The sequence below is a fragment of the Halomicrococcus pelagicus genome (assembly GCF_050954125.1).
On record NZ_JBPBWC010000002.1, the window covers coordinates 136,613 to 153,572 of the forward strand.

The 16,960-nt window shown below is 70.1% G+C and carries 18 protein-coding genes; 10 read left to right on the plus strand and 8 right to left on the minus strand.

Going from position 1 to position 16,960, the window contains the following annotated elements:
- Complete coding sequence (locus ACRYA2_RS05385) at positions 1 to 99, minus strand: C2H2-type zinc finger protein (protein WP_433625000.1); 99 nt, start codon at positions 97 to 99, stop codon at positions 1 to 3.
- A gap of 162 nt (positions 100 to 261) precedes the next feature.
- On the opposite strand from ACRYA2_RS05385, the gene ACRYA2_RS05390 reads away from it, so the two are divergent.
- Both ACRYA2_RS05390 and ACRYA2_RS05395 read left to right on the plus strand, forming a co-directional pair.
- Positions 262 to 789 (plus strand): cupredoxin domain-containing protein, encoded by a 528-nt coding sequence (locus ACRYA2_RS05390; RefSeq protein ID WP_433625002.1) that lies wholly within the window; start codon positions 262 to 264, stop codon positions 787 to 789.
- A gap of 117 nt (positions 790 to 906) precedes the next feature.
- Entirely contained in the window at positions 907 to 1,176 is a 270-nt protein-coding gene (locus tag ACRYA2_RS05395; protein ID WP_433625004.1) for a zinc ribbon domain-containing protein, read from the plus strand.
- A gap of 59 nt (positions 1,177 to 1,235) precedes the next feature.
- Here ACRYA2_RS05395 and ACRYA2_RS05400 read toward each other — a convergent pair whose 3' ends face one another.
- Both ACRYA2_RS05400 and ACRYA2_RS05405 read right to left on the minus strand, forming a co-directional pair.
- The gene (locus ACRYA2_RS05400) at positions 1,236 to 3,494 is read right to left on the minus strand and encodes an NADP-dependent malic enzyme (RefSeq protein WP_433625007.1); all 2,259 of its coding nucleotides are present in this window, start codon (positions 3,492 to 3,494) and stop codon (positions 1,236 to 1,238) included.
- Positions 3,495 to 3,574: 80 nt separating this feature from the next.
- On the minus strand, positions 3,575 to 4,654 hold the full coding sequence (locus ACRYA2_RS05405) for a M24 family metallopeptidase (RefSeq protein ID WP_433625010.1): 1,080 nt from the start codon (positions 4,652 to 4,654) through the stop codon (positions 3,575 to 3,577).
- 120 nt (positions 4,655 to 4,774) lie between these two features.
- Between ACRYA2_RS05405 and ACRYA2_RS05410 the strand changes: the two genes are divergently transcribed.
- Positions 4,775 to 5,437, plus strand: a complete 663-nt coding sequence (locus tag ACRYA2_RS05410; RefSeq protein ID WP_433625013.1) for an HAD family hydrolase — start codon at positions 4,775 to 4,777, stop codon at positions 5,435 to 5,437.
- Here the strand turns inward: ACRYA2_RS05410 and ACRYA2_RS05415 are convergent.
- The 3 genes from ACRYA2_RS05415 to ACRYA2_RS05425 form a co-directional block, all read right to left on the minus strand.
- Entirely contained in the window at positions 5,396 to 7,291 is a 1,896-nt protein-coding gene (locus ACRYA2_RS05415; RefSeq protein WP_433625015.1) for a molybdopterin biosynthesis protein, read from the minus strand. The two genes, ACRYA2_RS05410 and ACRYA2_RS05415, sit on opposite strands and share 42 nt — an antisense overlap.
- 124 nt (positions 7,292 to 7,415) lie before the next feature.
- Positions 7,416 to 8,648, minus strand: coding sequence for a molybdopterin molybdotransferase MoeA (locus tag ACRYA2_RS05420; RefSeq protein WP_433625018.1), 1,233 nt, complete (start codon positions 8,646 to 8,648; stop codon positions 7,416 to 7,418).
- 40 nt (positions 8,649 to 8,688) lie between these two features.
- Complete coding sequence (locus ACRYA2_RS05425) at positions 8,689 to 9,348, minus strand: YkgJ family cysteine cluster protein (RefSeq protein WP_433625021.1); 660 nt, start codon at positions 9,346 to 9,348, stop codon at positions 8,689 to 8,691.
- A 106-nt stretch (positions 9,349 to 9,454) separates the two neighbouring features.
- On the opposite strand from ACRYA2_RS05425, the gene ACRYA2_RS05430 reads away from it, so the two are divergent.
- The 4 genes from ACRYA2_RS05430 (at position 9,455) to psmA (ending at position 12,716) form a co-directional block, all read left to right on the plus strand.
- On the plus strand, positions 9,455 to 10,279 hold the full coding sequence (locus ACRYA2_RS05430) for a ZIP family metal transporter (RefSeq protein ID WP_433625024.1): 825 nt from the start codon (positions 9,455 to 9,457) through the stop codon (positions 10,277 to 10,279).
- Between the two features lie 66 nt (positions 10,280 to 10,345).
- Entirely contained in the window at positions 10,346 to 11,050 is a 705-nt protein-coding gene (locus ACRYA2_RS05435; RefSeq protein WP_433625026.1) for a helix-turn-helix domain-containing protein, read from the plus strand.
- A gap of 281 nt (positions 11,051 to 11,331) precedes the next feature.
- A complete protein-coding gene (locus ACRYA2_RS05440) occupies positions 11,332 to 11,982 on the plus strand; it encodes an Ntn hydrolase family protein (RefSeq protein ID WP_433625028.1) in 651 nt (216 codons plus the stop codon).
- Positions 11,979 to 12,716, plus strand: coding sequence for an archaeal proteasome endopeptidase complex subunit alpha (gene psmA, locus ACRYA2_RS05445; RefSeq protein ID WP_433625030.1), 738 nt, complete (start codon positions 11,979 to 11,981; stop codon positions 12,714 to 12,716). Before ACRYA2_RS05440 ends, psmA begins: the two co-directional genes overlap by 4 nt.
- 4 nt (positions 12,717 to 12,720) lie before the next feature.
- On the opposite strand, the gene ACRYA2_RS05450 is transcribed toward psmA, so the two are convergent.
- Entirely contained in the window at positions 12,721 to 13,653 is a 933-nt protein-coding gene (locus ACRYA2_RS05450) for a DUF7351 domain-containing protein (protein WP_433625032.1), read from the minus strand.
- Between the two features lie 116 nt (positions 13,654 to 13,769).
- On the opposite strand from ACRYA2_RS05450, the gene ACRYA2_RS05455 reads away from it, so the two are divergent.
- Positions 13,770 to 14,141 (plus strand): DUF2127 domain-containing protein, encoded by a 372-nt coding sequence (locus tag ACRYA2_RS05455; protein ID WP_433625034.1) that lies wholly within the window; start codon positions 13,770 to 13,772, stop codon positions 14,139 to 14,141.
- Between the two features lie 66 nt (positions 14,142 to 14,207).
- Here ACRYA2_RS05455 and purB read toward each other — a convergent pair whose 3' ends face one another.
- Positions 14,208 to 15,605, minus strand: a complete 1,398-nt coding sequence (purB, locus tag ACRYA2_RS05460; protein ID WP_433625036.1) for an adenylosuccinate lyase — start codon at positions 15,603 to 15,605, stop codon at positions 14,208 to 14,210.
- Between the two features lie 202 nt (positions 15,606 to 15,807).
- Between purB and ACRYA2_RS05465 the strand changes: the two genes are divergently transcribed.
- Positions 15,808 to 16,107 carry a DUF7577 domain-containing protein gene (locus tag ACRYA2_RS05465; protein ID WP_433625038.1) on the plus strand — a complete coding sequence of 100 codons (300 nt, stop codon included), beginning with the start codon at positions 15,808 to 15,810 and terminating at the stop codon, positions 16,105 to 16,107.
- A gap of 104 nt (positions 16,108 to 16,211) precedes the next feature.
- On the plus strand, positions 16,212 to 16,940 hold the full coding sequence (locus ACRYA2_RS05470) for an Nmad3 family putative nucleotide modification protein (RefSeq protein WP_433625040.1): 729 nt from the start codon (positions 16,212 to 16,214) through the stop codon (positions 16,938 to 16,940).
- The last annotated feature ends 20 nt before the right edge of the window (positions 16,941 to 16,960 follow it).

A 16,960-nucleotide genomic window follows, 5' to 3' on the forward strand; every position in this document is an offset into this window, starting at 1 on the left:
TCAGTCCACCAGCCCTTGCTCGCGCAGGTGCTTTTCCAGTTCGGTCTCGGAGTCGAACTCCTTCCCGCAGGCCTCACAGCGGTAGTGGTCCTTCGACACGTTCCCGACCGACGACGGAGACGCTTGTAAATCGGAGGGCCGACGCTCCACCCCGGCCGCTCGACAGCTCCGAGTGTCGGAATTCGTACCGCCTTCGTGTTTTTTCACCGACGAATGGCCGGTACTTTTCTCCGGGTCCGCGTCCCACGACCGGATGTACGTATGGACTCCGAACCGAAAGTAGACCGCCGAACGGTCCTCGAGATGACGAGCGTCGCCCTTCCCACCGCACTGCTCGCCGGTTGCACCAGCGACAACGGAGGCGGGTCCGGCGGCGAGACGACCACGACGGAGTCGACCGCGACGGAATCGACCACGACCAGGTCGACGACGAAGAGCGAGAGCCAGACTGTACGACTGGGTGCGAAAACCGGCGGCTGGGTCGGCAAGGCGCCGAAAGCTATCGCGGGCAAGCAGAACCCGACGCTGACGCTGACTCCCGGCCAGCAGTACACCGTCGAGTGGACCAACCTCGACGGAAAGGAGCACGAACTGCTCGTCGTCGACGGGAGCGGCAAAACGCTGGAGAAGAGCGACGACGCCGAAGAGCAGGGCAAGACGGTGTCGCTGACGTTCACCGCGTCGAAGGAGATGAACCAGTACTACTGCGAGTACCACCCGCAGGCGATGCGCGGCGACGTCGAGACGGGAAGCGGCGATGGTGGAACGACCACGACGACCGGCGAGTGAATCGCGGCGAGTCGATAGCCGAGCGCGGTCGAACGCGCCCGCGAGGGCACGCCGACCGCGGCCCGTACCGACGTGCCCGCGCGAAATCGTTATTAGCGTTGCTTTCTACTAGGTAGTATGCGAATCGAAGCGGAGCAGGTCGTCGCCCTCGCTGTCTGGCTCGTCGTCGCGGCGTTTCTCGCGGTCCTATTCTACATGGGGCCGGTCGGCTGGGTCGTCGGCGTCCTCGTCTTCCTCGGCGCGTTGAAGTTCACGGACCTGAGCGACGTGTTCGACGGAGAGCCGCAACGGGAGAAGGTGAACTGTCCGGCGTGCGGCGCTCGCAATCGCGTCGACGACCCGACCTGCGAGTACTGCGGTCACCGGTTGGCCGCCTCCGGGGAGTAGCTCCGGCCACCGCCGGGACGCCCCGACTCCGCAGAAGTTCGCGCCGGAGACCCGGCCGCCTACTCGTTCTGCTGGGCGTCGACGACCGCGACGCCGGCGAGGTTCACGATGTCTTTGACCTCGTCGCCGCGCTGGAGGACGTGGACGGGCTTGTCCATGCCGACCAGCATCGGGCCGATGGCCTCCGCGCCGCCGAGGCGCTGGAGGAGCTTGTAGCCGATATTGCCGGCCTCGAGGTTCGGGAATACGAGCACGTTCGCCGGGTCTTCGAGGTCCGAGAACTCGTAGGTGCCGTTCAGGATGTCGGAGACGACGGCGGTGTCGGCCTGCATCTCGCCGTCGACCGGGAAGTCCACGGAGGGGTCCTCGCGCAGGGTCTCGGCGGCGCGGCGGGGTTTCCGCGTTCCCTCGTTGTCGACGCTGCCGAAGTTCGAGTACGACAGCATCGCGGCGCGCGGTTCGACGTTGAACCGGCGCGCGAGTTCGGCGGTGTGGCGGGTGATCTCCGCGAGGACCTCCTCGTCGGGGTCCTGGTTGACCGTCGCGTCGGCGCAGAAGACGACGCGGTTCTTGAACGTGAGGAGGTAGACGCCCGCCGCGTAGTCGGCGTCCGGCGCGGTGCCGATGACCTGGAGTGGCGGCCTGAGCGCGGAGGGGTAGTGGTGGGTGAGGCCGGTCAGCATCGCGTCGGCGTCGCCCTGTTCGACCATCACGCTGCCGAAGTAGTTGCTGTCCTTCCGGACGAGTTCGCCGGCTTCGCTACGGGTGATTCCCTTGCGCCGGCGGAGTTCGTACAGGCGGTCGGCGTACGCCTCGTAGTCGCCGGTCGACGGGTCCGCGACCGTGGGGTCGAAGTCCAGTCCGAGGTCGTCGGCGGTCGCCGCTATCTCCGCCTGGTCGCCGATGAGCACCGGTTCGGCGATGCCCTGGTCGCGGATCTGGTAGGCGGCGCGAATCATCTTCTCGTCCGTGCCCTCGGCGAGCGCGACGCGCTTCGGGTCGCTTTTGGCCTTGTTCAGCACGACGCGCATCATCTCACGGGACTTGCCGAGGCGGGCTTCGAGCGTCTCGACGTACTCGTCGGTGTCGAGTTCGCTCCGGGCGACGCCGGACTCCATCGCGGCCTCGGCGACGGCGGGCGCGATCTCGAAGAGGACGCGGGGGTCGAGCGGTTTCGGGATGATGTAATCGGGGCCGAACTGGAGCGGCTGGTCGCCGTACGCCTTGACGACGGCGTCGGGCACGTCCTTCTTGGCGAGGTCGGCGAGCGCCTCCGCGGCGGCGACCTTCATGTCCTCGTTGATGTCGCTCGCGCGCACGTCGAGCGCGCCGCGGAAGATGAAGGGGAACCCGAGGACGTTGTTCACCATGTTCGGATAGTCCGAGCGCCCGGTCGCCATGATGACGGTGTCCTCGCGGGCGGCCTTCGCCTCCTCGTAGCCGATTTCGGGGTCGGGGTTCGCCATGGCGAAGATGACCGGGTCGGCGGCCATCGAGCGGACCATCTCCTCGCTGACGATGCCGCCGACCGAGAGGCCGACGAACACGTCGGCGCCCGCCATGGCGTCGGCCAGGTCGCCCTCCGGCACGTCGCGGGCGAACTCGGTCTTGTACTCGTTGACGTCGCCGCGTGCGGCCCGGTTCTCGGTGATGATGCCGGAGGAGTCACACATCGTGATGTTCTCCTTGCGCGCGCCCAGGCTGACGTAGAAGCGCGCGGTGGCGATGGCCGACGCGCCGGCACCGGAGAAGACGATTTCGAGGTTTTCGAGGTCCTTGCCGTTTATCTCGGTGGCGTTCAACAGGGCGGCCCCGCTGATGATGGCGGTCCCGTGCTGGTCGTCGTGGAAGACGGGGATGTCTATCTCCTCCCGGAGCCGTTCCTCTATCTCGAAACACTCCGGGGCCTTGATGTCCTCCAGGTTGATGCCGCCGAACGTCGGTTCCATCGCGCTGACGGTCCGGACGATGTCCTTGGGGTCGGCCTGTTCCAGTTCGAGGTCGAACACGTCGATGTCGGCGAACCGCTTGAACAGCACTCCCTTGCCCTCCATCACGGGTTTGGACGCCTGGGCGCCGATGTCGCCGAGGCCGAGCACGGCGCTGCCGTTCGAGACGACGCCGACGAGGTTCCCCTTCGCGGTGTAGGAGTACGCCGCTTCGGCGTCGGCGTCGATCTCGTTGCAGGGTGCGGCGACCCCGGGGGAGTACGCCAGGCTCAGGTCGCGCTGTGTGTTGGTCGGTTTCGTCGTCGAAATCTCGATCTTCCCCGGCGGTTCACGCCGGTGGTAATCGAGAGAGTCCTCGTCGAGTCCCATGCGCGGTACGTCCGTCCCCTCGTGTAAAAAGGTATCCGAACGCGTCGAATCTACCTTCGACAGGCGTCGAACGAGAGGTGCTACGGTTCGAGCACGGCGGGGCGTTCCAACGCCGCCTCGTAGTCGTAGGCCATCACGGGCTGTGTCGGCCACTCGCCGGTCCCGGTCAGCACCTCCATGCCGTCCTCGTCGACGAGGACGGTGTCCTCGCTCTTCGCGCCCTGGACCGTCGGATTCCAGGCGAACGCCATCGGGAGGCGTATCTCGGCGTCCGTCGTCGGCGTGGCTATCCACTCGCGGCCGGCGTAGCCCGCCGCACCGCCCTGGTGGTGGCGCTGCCACTCGTCGGGGTGGCCGAGATGCTCGTAGGCCGCCCGGATGGCGTCGAACACGTCCGACGCGCGACCGTCCAGTTCCGCGACGCGCCGGGTGGCGGCGAGCGCGGTCACCTCGACCGTGGCGGCGACCTGGTGGCGCTGGGGCAGCCACTCCGGCTGGTCAAACGCGACGGTCCGAGTGAGGCTGGCGTAGAGGCCGTCGCGTTCGGCGGTGACGGAGACGAGCGCGTAGTCGCCGAGTTCGGCGTCGGTCGGCGTGTAGTGGCGGTACTTCTGGGCGCGCTCGCTACCGCCGACCAGCGCCACGGGCGACTCGATGCCGCGGGCGTCGAGCGCACCCCGGACCGCGGACGCCACCTCGCGCTCGGTGTCGGTCGATTCGAGTTCGGCGCAGATGGCCTCGACCGCGCGGGCCGTCGTCTCGCCGAGTTCGCGGTAGCGGTCGGCGTCCTCGTCCGTGAGCGGTTGGCGCAGCGGCGACGCGTCGACGGATTCGAAGCCCGGCACGTCGAAGTCCGCCGCCGCGGGCGTCGCGGCGCGCTCCGCCACCGCCTCCGCGAGCGACGACTCGTACCACGGAAACTCCGCGACGGGCACGTCGTCGTCCAGTTCCTCGTCCCGAAGCCGCTGGGCCTCGATGTCGTTCGTGACGACGCGGAGACCGTCGCCGTCGTAGCCCACTGCCGCGACGCCGACGTCACCGGCGCGGTCGACGACGTTGTCCCCGCCGGTGAGCCAGGCGAAGGAGTTCGGCCGGGCGAACCAGACGGATTCGAGGTCGCGCTCCGCGAGAAACTCGTCCAGGCGGTCCTGTTTCGTCATGGTAGCCGAGTCGGTAGCGCGGGTCTTGAAGGGGGGTGTTCCGGGGGCGCGAGAGCGAGTTCCTCTCGGAGTTCCAGTCAAAATGCTTATGGTTGCGAGGATGCTACACTAACAGTCCCGATGGTCGCCCGCGAGTACGACTTCTGGCTGCTCGACCTGGACGGTACGCTCATCGACACGAAGTGGTCGTACACCCGCGAGGTGTTCGACCGCGTGAGCGACCGCCTCGGTCGGGAGTTCACCGACCGCGAGGCGGAAATCATCTGGCACGGACTCGGCGGGTCGCGGGACGCTCAGTTGCGCGAGTGGGGTATCGACCCGCCGACGTTCTGGGAGGCGTTCCACGACATCGAGGACCCGCAGTTACGGGCGGAGGAGACCTTCCTCTACGACGACGCCGCGTTCGTCGCGGACCTCGACTGTCCGGTCGGCCTCGTGACGCACTGCCAGCCGTTCCTCGCCCACCCCGTCATCGACGAACTCGGCATCCGCGACTGGTTCGACGCCGTCGTCTGCTGCGACGAGGAACTGGGCTGGAAGCCCGACCCGTCCCCGGTCGAGTACACGATGAACGAGATCGGCGCTCACGCGGGACAGCGCGGCGTCCTCGCCGGCGACGGCTCCAGCGACGTCGGCGCGGCGTGGAACGCGGGCCTCGACGCCGTCCACGTCGAGCGCCACGGACCCGACAATCGTCGACACTGCGTGCTCGGCGACTACCGCGTCGAGACGTTCGATGATTTACTGTCGAACGCCGGTCAGTCCGTCGAGTACACCGACTAGCGCCGAATCGAGGGCCTCCCGGAGCGCTCGAACCCCCGCCTTCTCCAGCCGCGCGTCGTTCCCCAGCACCCGGACCTCCTCCTCGCCGAGCGAGACGAACCCCAGCCCCAGCTTCTCGGCGGTCGCCCGCAGGCCGAGACCGGCGTCCGCCTCGCCCGCCGCGACCTTCCGCGCCGGGCTCTCGTGGGCCTTCGCCGCGAGTTCGAACCCGGCGATGGACTCGACGAGGTCGTGGCGCGAGACGTCGCGGTCGTCGGCCAGGTCCGCGAGGGCGTTACCGAGCGTCGTCCGCAGGCCCGAGTCGGTCCCGCGGTTGACGAACCGAAGGTCCCGGTCGACCAGGTCGGCGAGTCCGTCGACGCCCTCGGGGTTCCCCGACGGGACGACCAGCCCCCACTCCCGGCGGTACGAGGCGAGTTCCGTCGCGTCGACGTCCTCCGTCCGCTCGCCGGTGACCACCGCGAAGTCCGGCACGCCGTCGCGGAGCCGACGCAGCCCCTGCCGACTCCCGACCGCGAGGTAGCGCGGTCGGTCGAGTCGGTCGAGCAGCCGCGAGAGCGCGGGGTCGTCCTCGCCGACGCCGAAGACGGTCGGCGGGCGCACGTCCGGCGAGAACAGTTGCACGTCGACCGACTCCCCCTCGGCCAGGTAGGCGGTGTCGGCCGGCACCTCGACCACGCCGTCGGCTTCCACGAGGCTCGTCGTCGCGCCGCTGCCCTTGTCCACGGGGTAGGCGAGCGTCGTCCCCGTCGCATCCTCCACGAGACCGGTCGGCATCAGCCGGGTGCGGCCCTCGCCGTAGCGCTCCTCGACGGCCATCTCGGCGGCGACGGTCGCGGTCCGCGGCTCCGGCAGCCCCGCCGCCTCGCGGACCGCCGGCGCGACGAACGTCCGGAAGATGGTGAGCGCCGAGACCGGGTAGCCCGGCAGCCCGACGTACGCCGACTCGTTCAGGCGGCCGACGAGCATCGGCTTGCCGGGCTTGACCGCGACGCCGTGCAGCAGGAGTTCGCCGCCCTCCTCGACGACGCGGTAGATGACGTCCACCGCGCTCGCGCTGGTCGACCCCGACGAGAGCACGAGGTCGCACTCCCCGGCCGCCTCCAGCAGGATGCGCTCCATCTCCTCGTAGTCGTCGCCGGCGTGGGGGTAGAGTTCGGGGACGCCGCCGGCCTCCTCGACCGCCGCCGCGACGGTGTAGCTGTTCACGTCGTATATCTCGCCCGCGGCGCTGTCGAGGTCGCCGCCCGGCCGGACGAGTTCGTCGCCCGTCGAGATGATGCCGACCCGCGGGCGGCCCCGGACCGGTACCTCGTCGACGCCGAGCGCGGACAGCAGGCCGATTTCGCGGGCCGTGAGCCGCGTTCCGGGGCCGAGCGCGCGCTCGCCGGCCGCGACGTCCGCCCCGGCGAGCATCACGTTGTCCCCCGGCGCGAGCGCGGTCCGCACCGCGACGCCCGGGCCGTCGTCGGCCACCTCGTCGGTCCGCTCGACCATCACCACCGCGTCCGCGCCGTCCGGCATCACCGCGCCGGTCGATATCTCGACCGCCTCGCCCTCGCCGACCGCGGCGTCCGGCTTCTCGCCCGCGTGAACCGCCCCGACGAGGTCGAGGACGACGGGGTCGGCCTCGTCGGCACCGAAGGTGTCCCGCGCCCGGACGGCGTACCCGTCCATGCTCGCGCGGTCGAACCCCGGTACGTCGAGGGCGGCGTCCAGCCGCTCCGCGAGGACCCGGCCCTGGGCGTCGTCGAGGGGAACCGTCTCGGGGTCGGGGTCGAGGTCGAGCGAGGCGATGGCCTCGTGCGCTCGCTCGGGCGGTGCGAGGTCGCGGAACTCCTTGCGGTCACTCACTGACGCCACCCCCCAGCGTCGGGTGCCGGTCCTCCGGCATCGTGCAGTCGTCTGTCGACCCACTCTGTCGACCGCTTGCGGTCGGCCGGCCGGCCGAAACGACGCGAACGCTCACGTCCGAAACTCATGGCAGGGCCTCCCAGTCCTGGACCGCGACGACCTCGTCCGCCGGAATCCCCTCGCTCGCCTCGGGGACGACGACCCAGCCGTCGGCCAGCGCGACGCTGGAGAGGATTCCCGAACCGCTGGCCCGCGTCGGCGTGGCGACGCGCTCGCCGTCCTCGTCCGTCAGGGACACCCGCGCGAACGTCCGGACGCCGGGTTCGCTCCGTATCTTCCGGTCGAGTCGGGCGTCCGTCGTCGGCGGGTCGGGGACGGGCAGGTTCCCGGCCCACTTCGTCGCGGGGCGCAGGAACTGCACGGCGTTGACGATGCTGGCGACGGGGTAGCCGGGGAGCATCACGACCGGCGTCTCCTCGACGACGCCGAGCGCGACGGGGTGGCCGGGCTTCAGCGCGACGCCGTGGACGACCACCTCGCCCAGTTCCGAGACGACCTCGGGGAGCAGGTCGCGCTCGCCGACCGACGACCCGCCGGTCGTGACGACCACGTCGTGGTCGCTGTCGCGCTCGACGGCCTCGCGCAGGGCGTCCGGGTCGTCGGTCACCACGTCGCGGTAGGTCGCCGCACCGCCCCAGCGCTCGACGTACCGCGAGACGGTGAGCCCGTTCGTCTCGACCACCTCGCCCGGAGCGGGGTCCTCGGCGACCAGCTCCTCGCCGGTCGGAATCACGGCCACCGACGGCGGTTCGTACGCCTCGACCTCGCGCACGCCGACGGACTTCAGGAGGCCGAGGTCGGAGGGGCGCAGGCGGTGGCCCGCGTCGTAGAGGCGCTGGCCCGATTCAACGTCCTCGCCGACCGGCGCGACGTTCTCGCCCGCCCCGACGGCGTCGAAGACCTCCAGGTCGCCGCCTCGCTCGTCCGCGTGCTCTATCATCACCACGGCGTCCGCGCCCTCGGGGAGTTCGCTGCCGGTGTGGACCTGGACCGCCGCGCCCGGTTCCACCGACGCTGCCTCGCCTGCGCTGCGCAGAATCTCGGGCGAGCGGTCGCTCGCGCCGAAGGTGTCCTCGGCGCGCACGGCGAACCCGTCCATCGCCGCCCGCGGGTAGTGTGGAACGTTCCGCTCGGCGACGACCGCCTCGGCGAGCACCCGCCCGTCCGCCGCGTCCAGCGGGACTCGCTCGGTGCGGTCGTGGCCGGCGACTGTCTCGCGGAGGCGCTCGCGGGCCGTCCGAACGCGGGTCGTCTCCTTGAACCCGGACTCCTTGCGGTCCGGTTGCTCGTCGGTCATACGCCACCCTTCGGGTCGCCGAACAAAAAGTGAGTGGGACCTACCCCTCGTACGGCGTCCCGTCCGGCCGCTTCGCGCCCTCCGAATCGTGGACGACCACCTCGCCCGCGCCGGGGTTCGCCGGTTCGTACTCGTCCCGGACCGCGATGGCCTCCTCTATCTCCCGGACAGCGCGCTCTTTCAGCGCGCCCGCCAGTTCCTCGGCGTCGTCCCGCGAGATGTCCCGGCCCAGCCCCTCGCACTCGTGGGCGCGGACCAGCCCCTCCTCGTCGACCGCCTCGCCCATCGGCTGGCTGGTGCCGCCGAGCGCGACGCTGAACGGGTAGGTCCGACAGACCAGCGGGCGGTCGGCGTGGACCGTGCAGGCGCCGGTGCCGTCGTCGTCCTCCGCGTAGAACCGGCAGTCGCCGCAGCCGTCCGTCCCGAGCGCCCACTCGAACGTCTCGCCGGCCGGGTCGCCATCCGCGTCCTCCAGGCCGTACGGCATCGGCCGGGCGACGTCGCGCCACGTCTCCCCCGTGGCGTCCTGGAGCGCCCGGACCTCGTCGGGGAACACCGTCGCGGTGTGGGGGTCGTCCTTCTCCGACTTGCAGCAGGCGCCGCAACGCGTACACTCGAACCCGATGGCCTCGATGGCGTCCGCGAGGTCGTCGGGGTCGAGCGCCCGGGCCTGCTCGAGTTCGGCTTCGAGGCTCTGCATGCCTCGCTCTGGGGGCCTCGCGCGGTTAAAGGACGCGTTCGAATCGAGCGGCGGGTCCACTGGTCTTTTTGGTCCCGTCATTCCTCGGTTCGACCGGACGACATCCGTGACGACGCTGGCCGATCTCTTCGTCGACATCGCCGGACAGAACCCGCTCTGGCAGGCGCTCCTGGCCGGCGTCGTCATCGCGGCGTTCAACACGCTGGGGGCGGCGCTCGTGCTGGTGTGGCGCGACCCCTCCGAGCGCTCGCTCGACGCCGCGCTGGGGTTCGCCGCCGGCGTGATGCTGTCGGCGAGTTTCACGAGCCTCATCCTCCCCGGCATCGAACATCCCCAGGGCGGCGTCGTCCCCGTGATACTCGGCATCGCGCTCGGCGTCGCCGTCCTCGACCGGGCCGACCAGTGGGTCCCCCACGTCCACGTCGTCATCACGGGTCGGACGCGACCGAATGGGGCGGCCGACCCTGACCGGGTGGCGTCGGTCCTGCTCTTCATCGTCGCCATCACGCTCCACAACATGCCGGAGGGACTGGCGGTCGGCGTCGGCTTCGGTTCCGCGAACGGCGACCCGGCGTCGCTCGGCAACGCACTCGCGCTGATGCTCGCCATCGGTATCCAGAACGTTCCGGAGGGACTGGCCGTCTCGGTCGCCGCCCGCAACGCCGGGTTCGGGTCGCTGTTCTACGCCGCCGTCGCCGGCTTCCGGGCGGGCGTCGTCGAGATACCGCTGGCCGTCTTCGGTGCGGTCGCGGTACAGGCCGCGAATCCGATACTACCCTACGCGATGGGCTTCGCGGCGGGCGGGATGCTGTTCGTCATCAGCGACGAGATAGTGCCGGAGACCCACGCCCGGGGGAACGAGCGCGCGGCCACCCTCGGCCTGATGGTCGGCGTCGTCGTGATGCTGTATCTCGACGTGACGCTCGGCTGACCGTTTCGTCGCGCGTCGAACCCCGATATCGACACGTTTTTGCGGGCAACTCGCACAGACGGAGACATGACCGACGCACGTCGCCGCCTCGCCGAGCGCATCGCGGGAGAGGTGACGCTGAGCGACGACCCCGGGGCGACGCTCCGGAAGTGGCGCACGGACTTCGACGTCTCCCAGACCGACCTCTCCGACCAGCTGGAGGTGTCGTCGTCGGTCGTCAGCGACTACGAGAGCGGTCGGCGCGACAACCCCGGCATCGGCGTCGTCAGCCGCGTCGTCGCGGCCCTGCTGGACATCGACGAGCGCCGGGGCGGCGACCGAATTCGACAGTACGCCCGCGTCATCTCCGCGGGCTTCGACAGCGACATCGTCAACGACCTCCAGGAGTATCCGACCGCCATCGACTTAGAGCGGTTCTACGACGCCATCGACGCCGAGGAGCTCGCGGACGGCGGCCAGACGCAGGTGTCGGGCCACACGGTCATCGACAGCATTCAGGCCATCACCCGCCTCTCCAGCGAGGAGTTCTACAGCCTCTACGGCCAGAGCACGAGTCGCGCGCTGGTGTTCACGAACGTCACGCGCGGCGAGTCCCCGCTGGTCGCGATGCGCGTCGTCACGCCGACGCCGAACGCCGTCGTCCTCCACGGCCTCGACCGCGAGGACCTGTGGGAACACGCCCCGAAGCTCGCGCGCCTGGACGGCTTCTCGCTGGCGATAACGGACTGCGACAAGGACGCGATGCTCGGGCGACTCCGGGACATCGCCTGACAGGACGGGCGTCGCGGCGTTCCGACCGTCACGGACGAACCGGTCGCTTCGCCGGGTGAACTACCCTGCCCTACCGCGCTCGGGGCTACCCGCCCCTCGCTTGGTGAGGACAGGGCTTCCTGTTTCTGTCACGGAGGAACTGCTTGCGAACTGTGCGGGCGCTGTCTCCCCTCCCTACCGCTCGCTTCGCTCGCGCTTGAGGAAGGGGGCTTAGCGCCCTCAATTACAGCTAAAATATATTTTAGCTAATACTTTTCCGTCGCTGGCCCCTCCGTACGTCCATGCACGACACGGACGACTCGGTGACCAAGACCGGAACGACCACCGTCGCGCTGGCGGCCGGCGACGCCGTCGTCGCGGCGGCCGACCAGCGCGCGAGCGTCGGCAGCGGACGCTTCGTCTCGAACAAGGACGTGAAGAAGATAGCGCAGGTCCACCCGACCGCGGCGCTGACCATCGCGGGGTCGGTCGGCGACCTCCAGGCGTTCGTCCGGACGCTGCGGTCGGAGGCGAGCCTCTACGGCAGTCGGCGCGGCGACCCGCCGACGATGGATGCCCTGGCGACCCTCGCCGGCAACCGCCTCCGGGAGGGGCCGTACCGGGCCGCACAGCCCATCCTCGCCGGGGTGGACGCCGCGGGACCGCACGTCTACGACCTCGACGCGGGTGGCGGCGTGCTCGAAGCCGACTACGTCGCCCGCGGTAGCGGGATGCAACTGGCCTACGGCGTGCTCGAACGCGAGTGCGAGACGCAGGCCGAGACGGGGCTCTCGCGCGAGGCCGCCCGCGGCGCCGCCGCGCGAGCGGTCGACGCCGCCACCGAGCGCGACACCGCCAGCGGCAACGGCCTCACGCTCGCCGAGATAACGGAGGATGGCGTCGAGATGGAAGTGTACGACGACCCGGCGGAGCTAACGGAGGTGGCGGCATGAACGGGAACCGCGACCAGCAGGCCTACGACCGTGGGACGAACATCTTCTCGCCCGACGGTCGCCTCTACCAGGTCGAGTACGCCCGCGAGGCGGTCCGGCGCGGCAGCGCGAGCGTCGGCGTCCGGGCCGAGGACGGCGTTGTGCTCGCGGCGAGTCGTCGACTGCGTTCGCCCCTCCTCGAAGCCGAGAGCGTCGAGAAGCTCCACGAGGTCGACGACCACGTCGGCCTCGCCAGCGCGGGGCACGTCGCCGACGCCAGGCGACTCGTCGACTTCGGGCGGCGGCGCGCGCAGGGCGACCGCCTGCGGTACGGCGAGGCGATGGGCGTCGAACCGTTCACCAAGGCGCTGACCGACCACGTCCAGGAGTACACCCAGCAGGGCGGCGCGCGTCCGTTCGGCGCGGCGCTGCTGGTGGGCGGGATGGACGACGAACCCCGTCTCTTCGAGACTGACCCCTCCGGGACGCCCCGCGAGTGGCGGGCGACCGCCATCGGCGCGAACGACGGGGACGTCCGGGAGTTCCTCGAAGCGAACTACGACGACGGCCTCTCGGTCGAGCAGGGCGTGGACCTGGCGCTGGAGGCGCTCGCGGAATCGCGTCAGGACCAGGAAGGGGTCGCGCCCGAGACGGTCAGCGTCGCGACTGTCGCACCCGAGTACGGCGAACTCGACGACGACGAGCGCCGGTCGCGGCTCGACGCGCTGGGTCTGCTCGACGCGTCCGCCTCGTAGGGGGTCAGGACGCCGCCGTCGTCGACTCGCGTGTCTCCACGACCGTCAGGTCCTCGGCGACGAACAGCGCCAGCACGTCGCCGTCGAGTTCCGTCGAGACGCGGACGCACCACGGCTCCTCGGAGACGACCTGCTCGCGCCACTCCTCGCCGACGTTCCACAGCGGGCGGTCGCGCACGTCGACGCCGTGGCAGTGGTAGAACGCGACGACGGCGGGGTGTTCGAGCACGGCCAGCGTGACGGGCGAGCGCAGTCGACAGCCACAGCGCTCGCAGTCGAACGCCACCTGCGGTCGCTCGTCCGGCAGTTCCTCACCGTCGCGGTACTCGACGCGCGCCTCCGCCGGCGCGCTACACTCCGGGCAGACGCCGTCGGCGAGCAGCGTGAGGCGGTGGCGGTGGTGGCGGTCGAACGCCGAGAGCAGGTTCTCGCGGGCGTGACCGCGGTGGCCCCCGGGCGGGAACGGCAGCGAGAGCGTCGGACGCTCGCAGGCCCGGCAGGCGATGGCGACGTAGTTGTCCGTTCCCGTCGCTTCGAGGGCGCGTGCGCCGCAGAACGGACAGGGGTCCTCGACCGGGATGGGATCGACGTCGACGCTGTCGGTGTACGTGCCGGCCCGGATGGCCCGCGTCACCTCGCGGCCGGCGTAGGTGAGGACGTACTCCTCGTCGTCGGTCTTCCGGCAGAAGCGACCGGTCAACTGTCGCAGGTGGTAGGCGAACCCGGCCGTCTTCTCGGCGGAGGTCGCCTCGAACAACTCGGAGAAGGTGAGCGGGCCATCCGCGTCCGCCAACGCGCGTAGCGCGGCCATCCTGACCTCGTTGCCGAGGACCGAGAACGCGTCGCTGGGGGTGGCGGTCTCCTCGGCGTCCGAATCGCCCGCCGCGGCGTCAGGGCGCTGTTCGGTCGTCGGCGTCTCGGGTTCCGTCTCGGTCATTACGGTTCGGTCGTTCCGGGGAGAAGGGTGGCTCCCGGATAAAGGGTTCGCCCCCGGCGATTCCGCCGTGGGCGTCCGTGCGCGGCACTTATCTGGACGGGGGCGAACGTGTCCGTATGGAGACCAGCCAGTCGTCGCACGGAACGGACCGGGAGACGGCCCCCACCGGTATCAAGGTCATCTGCGTTCTCGTGGGATTGAGCGGGCTGTACGGCCTCCTCGCCGGTCTCGGCCTGGCGGCGATGGGCGGGGCCGGTCTCGTCGTCGGTGCGGTCGGCGTCGTCCTCTCGGTCGTCCAGTTGCTGGTGGTCTACGGCCTCTGGACGCTCCGGTCGTGGGGGTGGACGGTGACGATGGTCGTCTTCTCGCTGGACGTCCTGCTCGACGTGGTCCGTCTCGTCGTCGGGAGCGTGAGCGCCGTCCTCGGCATCCTCGTCGGCGGAATCGTCCTCTGGTACGTCTACGGCGAGCGCGACCTCTATCGGTGACCGCGCTCTCTTCTCGTCCCGCCGCGAAGACGGACGCCGGCCCGGGACGTCTCCGCGAACGCGGCGCTACCCGTCGAGTTCGTCGACGAGTTCGTCGGCGAGTCCGGTGTATCCCGCGGGGGTGAGCGCCCGGAGTTCCTCCCGGGTGTCTGCGTCCACGTCGAGGTCGTCGAAGAGGTCGCGGAAGTCGGCCAGGGTGACGCGCTCGCCGCGCGTGAGATCTTTCACGTGCTCGTAGGCGTCCTCGTGGCCCTCGCGACGGAGGATGGTCTGGACCGCCTCGCCGATTATCTCCGGCGTCGCCTCCAGTTCCTCCCGCATGACCTGCTCGTTGGGGACCACCTTCGAGAGGCCGTCCTGGGCCTTCAGGTAGCCGAGCAGGCAGTACGACAGGGCCGCGCCGACGTTGCGCTTGACCGTCGAGTCCGAGAGGTCGCGCTGGAGGCGCGAGGTGGTGACGTAGTCGGCGAGAAAGACGAGGTCGGAGTTGGCCTTCGAGCAGTTGCCCTCGCTGTTCTCGAAGTCGATGGGGTTGACCTTGTGCGGCATCGTCGACGACCCCGTCTCGCCCTCGGTCGCCTCCTGGCCGAGGTAGCGGTCGCTGACGTAGAGCCACATGTCCCGGTCCAGGTCGAGCAACACGTCGTTGACCCCCCGGAGCGCGTCGAACAGTTCCGCGAGGTCGTCGCAGGGGTTGACCTGCGTGGCGAGCGGTGCGTGCTCCAGTCCGAGGCCCTCGACGAACTCGCGGGAGAACGTCCGCCAGTCCACGTCGGGATAGGCGGCGACGTGGGCCGCGTAGGTGCCGCTCGCGCCCGCGAGCTTTCCGGACAGTCCGTCGACGGCGCGCTCGACCCGTCCCGTCGCACGGCCGATTCGCGCGGCGTAGACGGCCATCTCCTTGCCGAACGTGGTCGGGGTCGCCGGCTGACCGTGGGTGCGCGCGAGCATCGGCAGGTCGCGGTGTTCGCGGGCCATCGCGGCGAGTTCGTCCCGGACCGCGGCGAGTTCGGGCAGCAGGACCGACTCGACGGCGGGGCCGACGAGCAGTCGATGCGCGAGGTTGTTCACGTCCTCGCTGGTCAACCCGAAGTGAATCCACGGCGAGACGCGGTCCAGGTCGTCGGGCAGCGCGTGACGGAGGAAGTACTCGACGGCCTTCACGTCGTGGTTCGTCGCCTGGTAGCCCGCGTACCCCTCCGTCTCCAGCGCCTTGACGACCCGGGCGTCCTCCGCGTCGAACTCCTCGTGCAGGCTCCTGAGCGTCCGGCGCTCGTCGTCGTCGAGTTCCAGCGGCGTCGCGTCGAGGTCGGCGAGCGCGACGAGATACTCGGTTTCGACTCGCACGCGGGCACGCATGAGCGCCGCCTCGCTGGCGTACTCCCGCAGGGGCGCGGTCCGACCGGCGTACCGTCCGTCGAGCGGCGAGACGGCGAACAGCGGCCCGAACTCGTCTTCAGTCATGGCTGACAGTGCCCGAGGCGCGTGCAAAAGAATGTCGAATCCACGCCCGAACGGCGTTCGCGCCGTCCGCGCGCGCCGGCGGGCGGGCGGTCACACAGTTCCCACGAATCCACCGCCTCACCGTCTGTTCGGGGCGAGAGTGCGACTTTGTCCCCGTCAGCGAAGCTACCAAGTAGTTCGGAGTCGTATGCTACCATACGGCATGAACGTCTGGGGATGGATAGTGCTGTACGTCGCGCTCTTTTCGGTACTGCAGTTGCTCATCTACCGGTACCTACGGAGCGACGACGCACCCCTGCTGCACTCGACGCCGCCGGGTGCCGAACAGTCCGCGCCGGACGACATGCGGAACGAGCGTATGCTGGACGAACTCGCCGAAGACGACGCGACAGCCGACGCGGACGACGATGCCGAGGTTCGCCACTGCCCCCACTGCGGTACGGCGAACGGCGCGGAGTACACCTACTGCCGCGACTGCGTCGAACCGCTGGGCGTGTGGTGACGGGGACGGGGGGAACCGGGACGTGGCGGCGTCCGGACCGCCGGGAGCGACTGCACCGAATCGAGTGGCGAGCACTTTTGCCGTCCGGGAACCGACGACTCGACATGCCTCGCGCCGTCGCGCTGAACGTCGCCGCCAACACGAACGAACCCGGAGTTCGCGGTCCCGTCTACCCCGACGGGCGATTCGAGTACGTTCCCATCCCCGAGTCCGAGCCCACCGGCGAACCGGTGCCGACGTACGCCGACCTGGGCCTCGACGTCGACCTGCCGGACGGCGCGAGCGAGCGCCCCGTCCACCTCGACCCGGAGTTCGCCGAGTACCCCTGCTGTGAGCACTACACCTACGGCGACCCCTTCGGCGTGAAGGCACGACCCCTCCTCGACCTCGCCGCGGGCGACTACGTCTTCTTCTACGCGACGCTCACGACGAGCGGGGACGACGACCGGCGAGACTGGGTCGCCGACGACTGGGGGGCGTACCTCGTCGGGCAGTTCCGGCTGGCGCGCGACCCCCTCGACGGCGAGGCGTTCGAGGCGCTGTCCGCGGACGAGCGCCACCCCTTCCGGAACAACGCCCACGTCAAGCGCGAGGCGTTCGACGCCGCCGTGCTCCTGCTGGGGGACGACGACGGGTCGGCGCTGTACGAGACGGCGGTCCCGCTCAGTCGCCCCGACCGGGGGACGGCGGCGAACCGCGTGGTGACCGACCTTTCGAGCGACTCCGGGAAGGGACCGTGGTGGCGGCGACCGATGACGTTCGGAGAGTGCGAAACTGCGGAGCTACTGGCGATACGCGACGACGCGGCGTTCGAGCGCTGCTTCGACGACTGAGAGCAGTCCACGCCGACGTC

Coding starts and splice junctions, on each gene's coding strand:
- purB (WP_433625036.1), bottom strand. CDS start 15,605: ATGACTGAAGACGAGTTCGGGCCGCTGTTCGCCGTCTCGCCGCTCGAC.
- ACRYA2_RS05470 (WP_433625040.1), top strand. CDS start 16,212: ATGCCTCGCGCCGTCGCGCTGAACGTCGCCGCCAACACGAACGAACCC.
- ACRYA2_RS05400 (WP_433625007.1), bottom strand. CDS start 3,494: ATGGGACTCGACGAGGACTCTCTCGATTACCACCGGCGTGAACCGCCG.
- ACRYA2_RS05450 (WP_433625032.1), bottom strand. CDS start 13,653: ATGACCGAGACGGAACCCGAGACGCCGACGACCGAACAGCGCCCTGAC.
- ACRYA2_RS05405 (WP_433625010.1), bottom strand. CDS start 4,654: ATGACGAAACAGGACCGCCTGGACGAGTTTCTCGCGGAGCGCGACCTC.
- ACRYA2_RS05390 (WP_433625002.1), top strand. CDS start 262: ATGGACTCCGAACCGAAAGTAGACCGCCGAACGGTCCTCGAGATGACG.
- ACRYA2_RS05420 (WP_433625018.1), bottom strand. CDS start 8,648: ATGACCGACGAGCAACCGGACCGCAAGGAGTCCGGGTTCAAGGAGACG.
- ACRYA2_RS05395 (WP_433625004.1), top strand. CDS start 907: ATGCGAATCGAAGCGGAGCAGGTCGTCGCCCTCGCTGTCTGGCTCGTC.
- ACRYA2_RS05435 (WP_433625026.1), top strand. CDS start 10,346: ATGACCGACGCACGTCGCCGCCTCGCCGAGCGCATCGCGGGAGAGGTG.
- ACRYA2_RS05425 (WP_433625021.1), bottom strand. CDS start 9,348: ATGCAGAGCCTCGAAGCCGAACTCGAGCAGGCCCGGGCGCTCGACCCC.
- ACRYA2_RS05455 (WP_433625034.1), top strand. CDS start 13,770: ATGGAGACCAGCCAGTCGTCGCACGGAACGGACCGGGAGACGGCCCCC.
- psmA (WP_433625030.1), top strand. CDS start 11,979: ATGAACGGGAACCGCGACCAGCAGGCCTACGACCGTGGGACGAACATC.
- ACRYA2_RS05465 (WP_433625038.1), top strand. CDS start 15,808: ATGAACGTCTGGGGATGGATAGTGCTGTACGTCGCGCTCTTTTCGGTA.
- ACRYA2_RS05440 (WP_433625028.1), top strand. CDS start 11,332: ATGCACGACACGGACGACTCGGTGACCAAGACCGGAACGACCACCGTC.
- ACRYA2_RS05410 (WP_433625013.1), top strand. CDS start 4,775: ATGGTCGCCCGCGAGTACGACTTCTGGCTGCTCGACCTGGACGGTACG.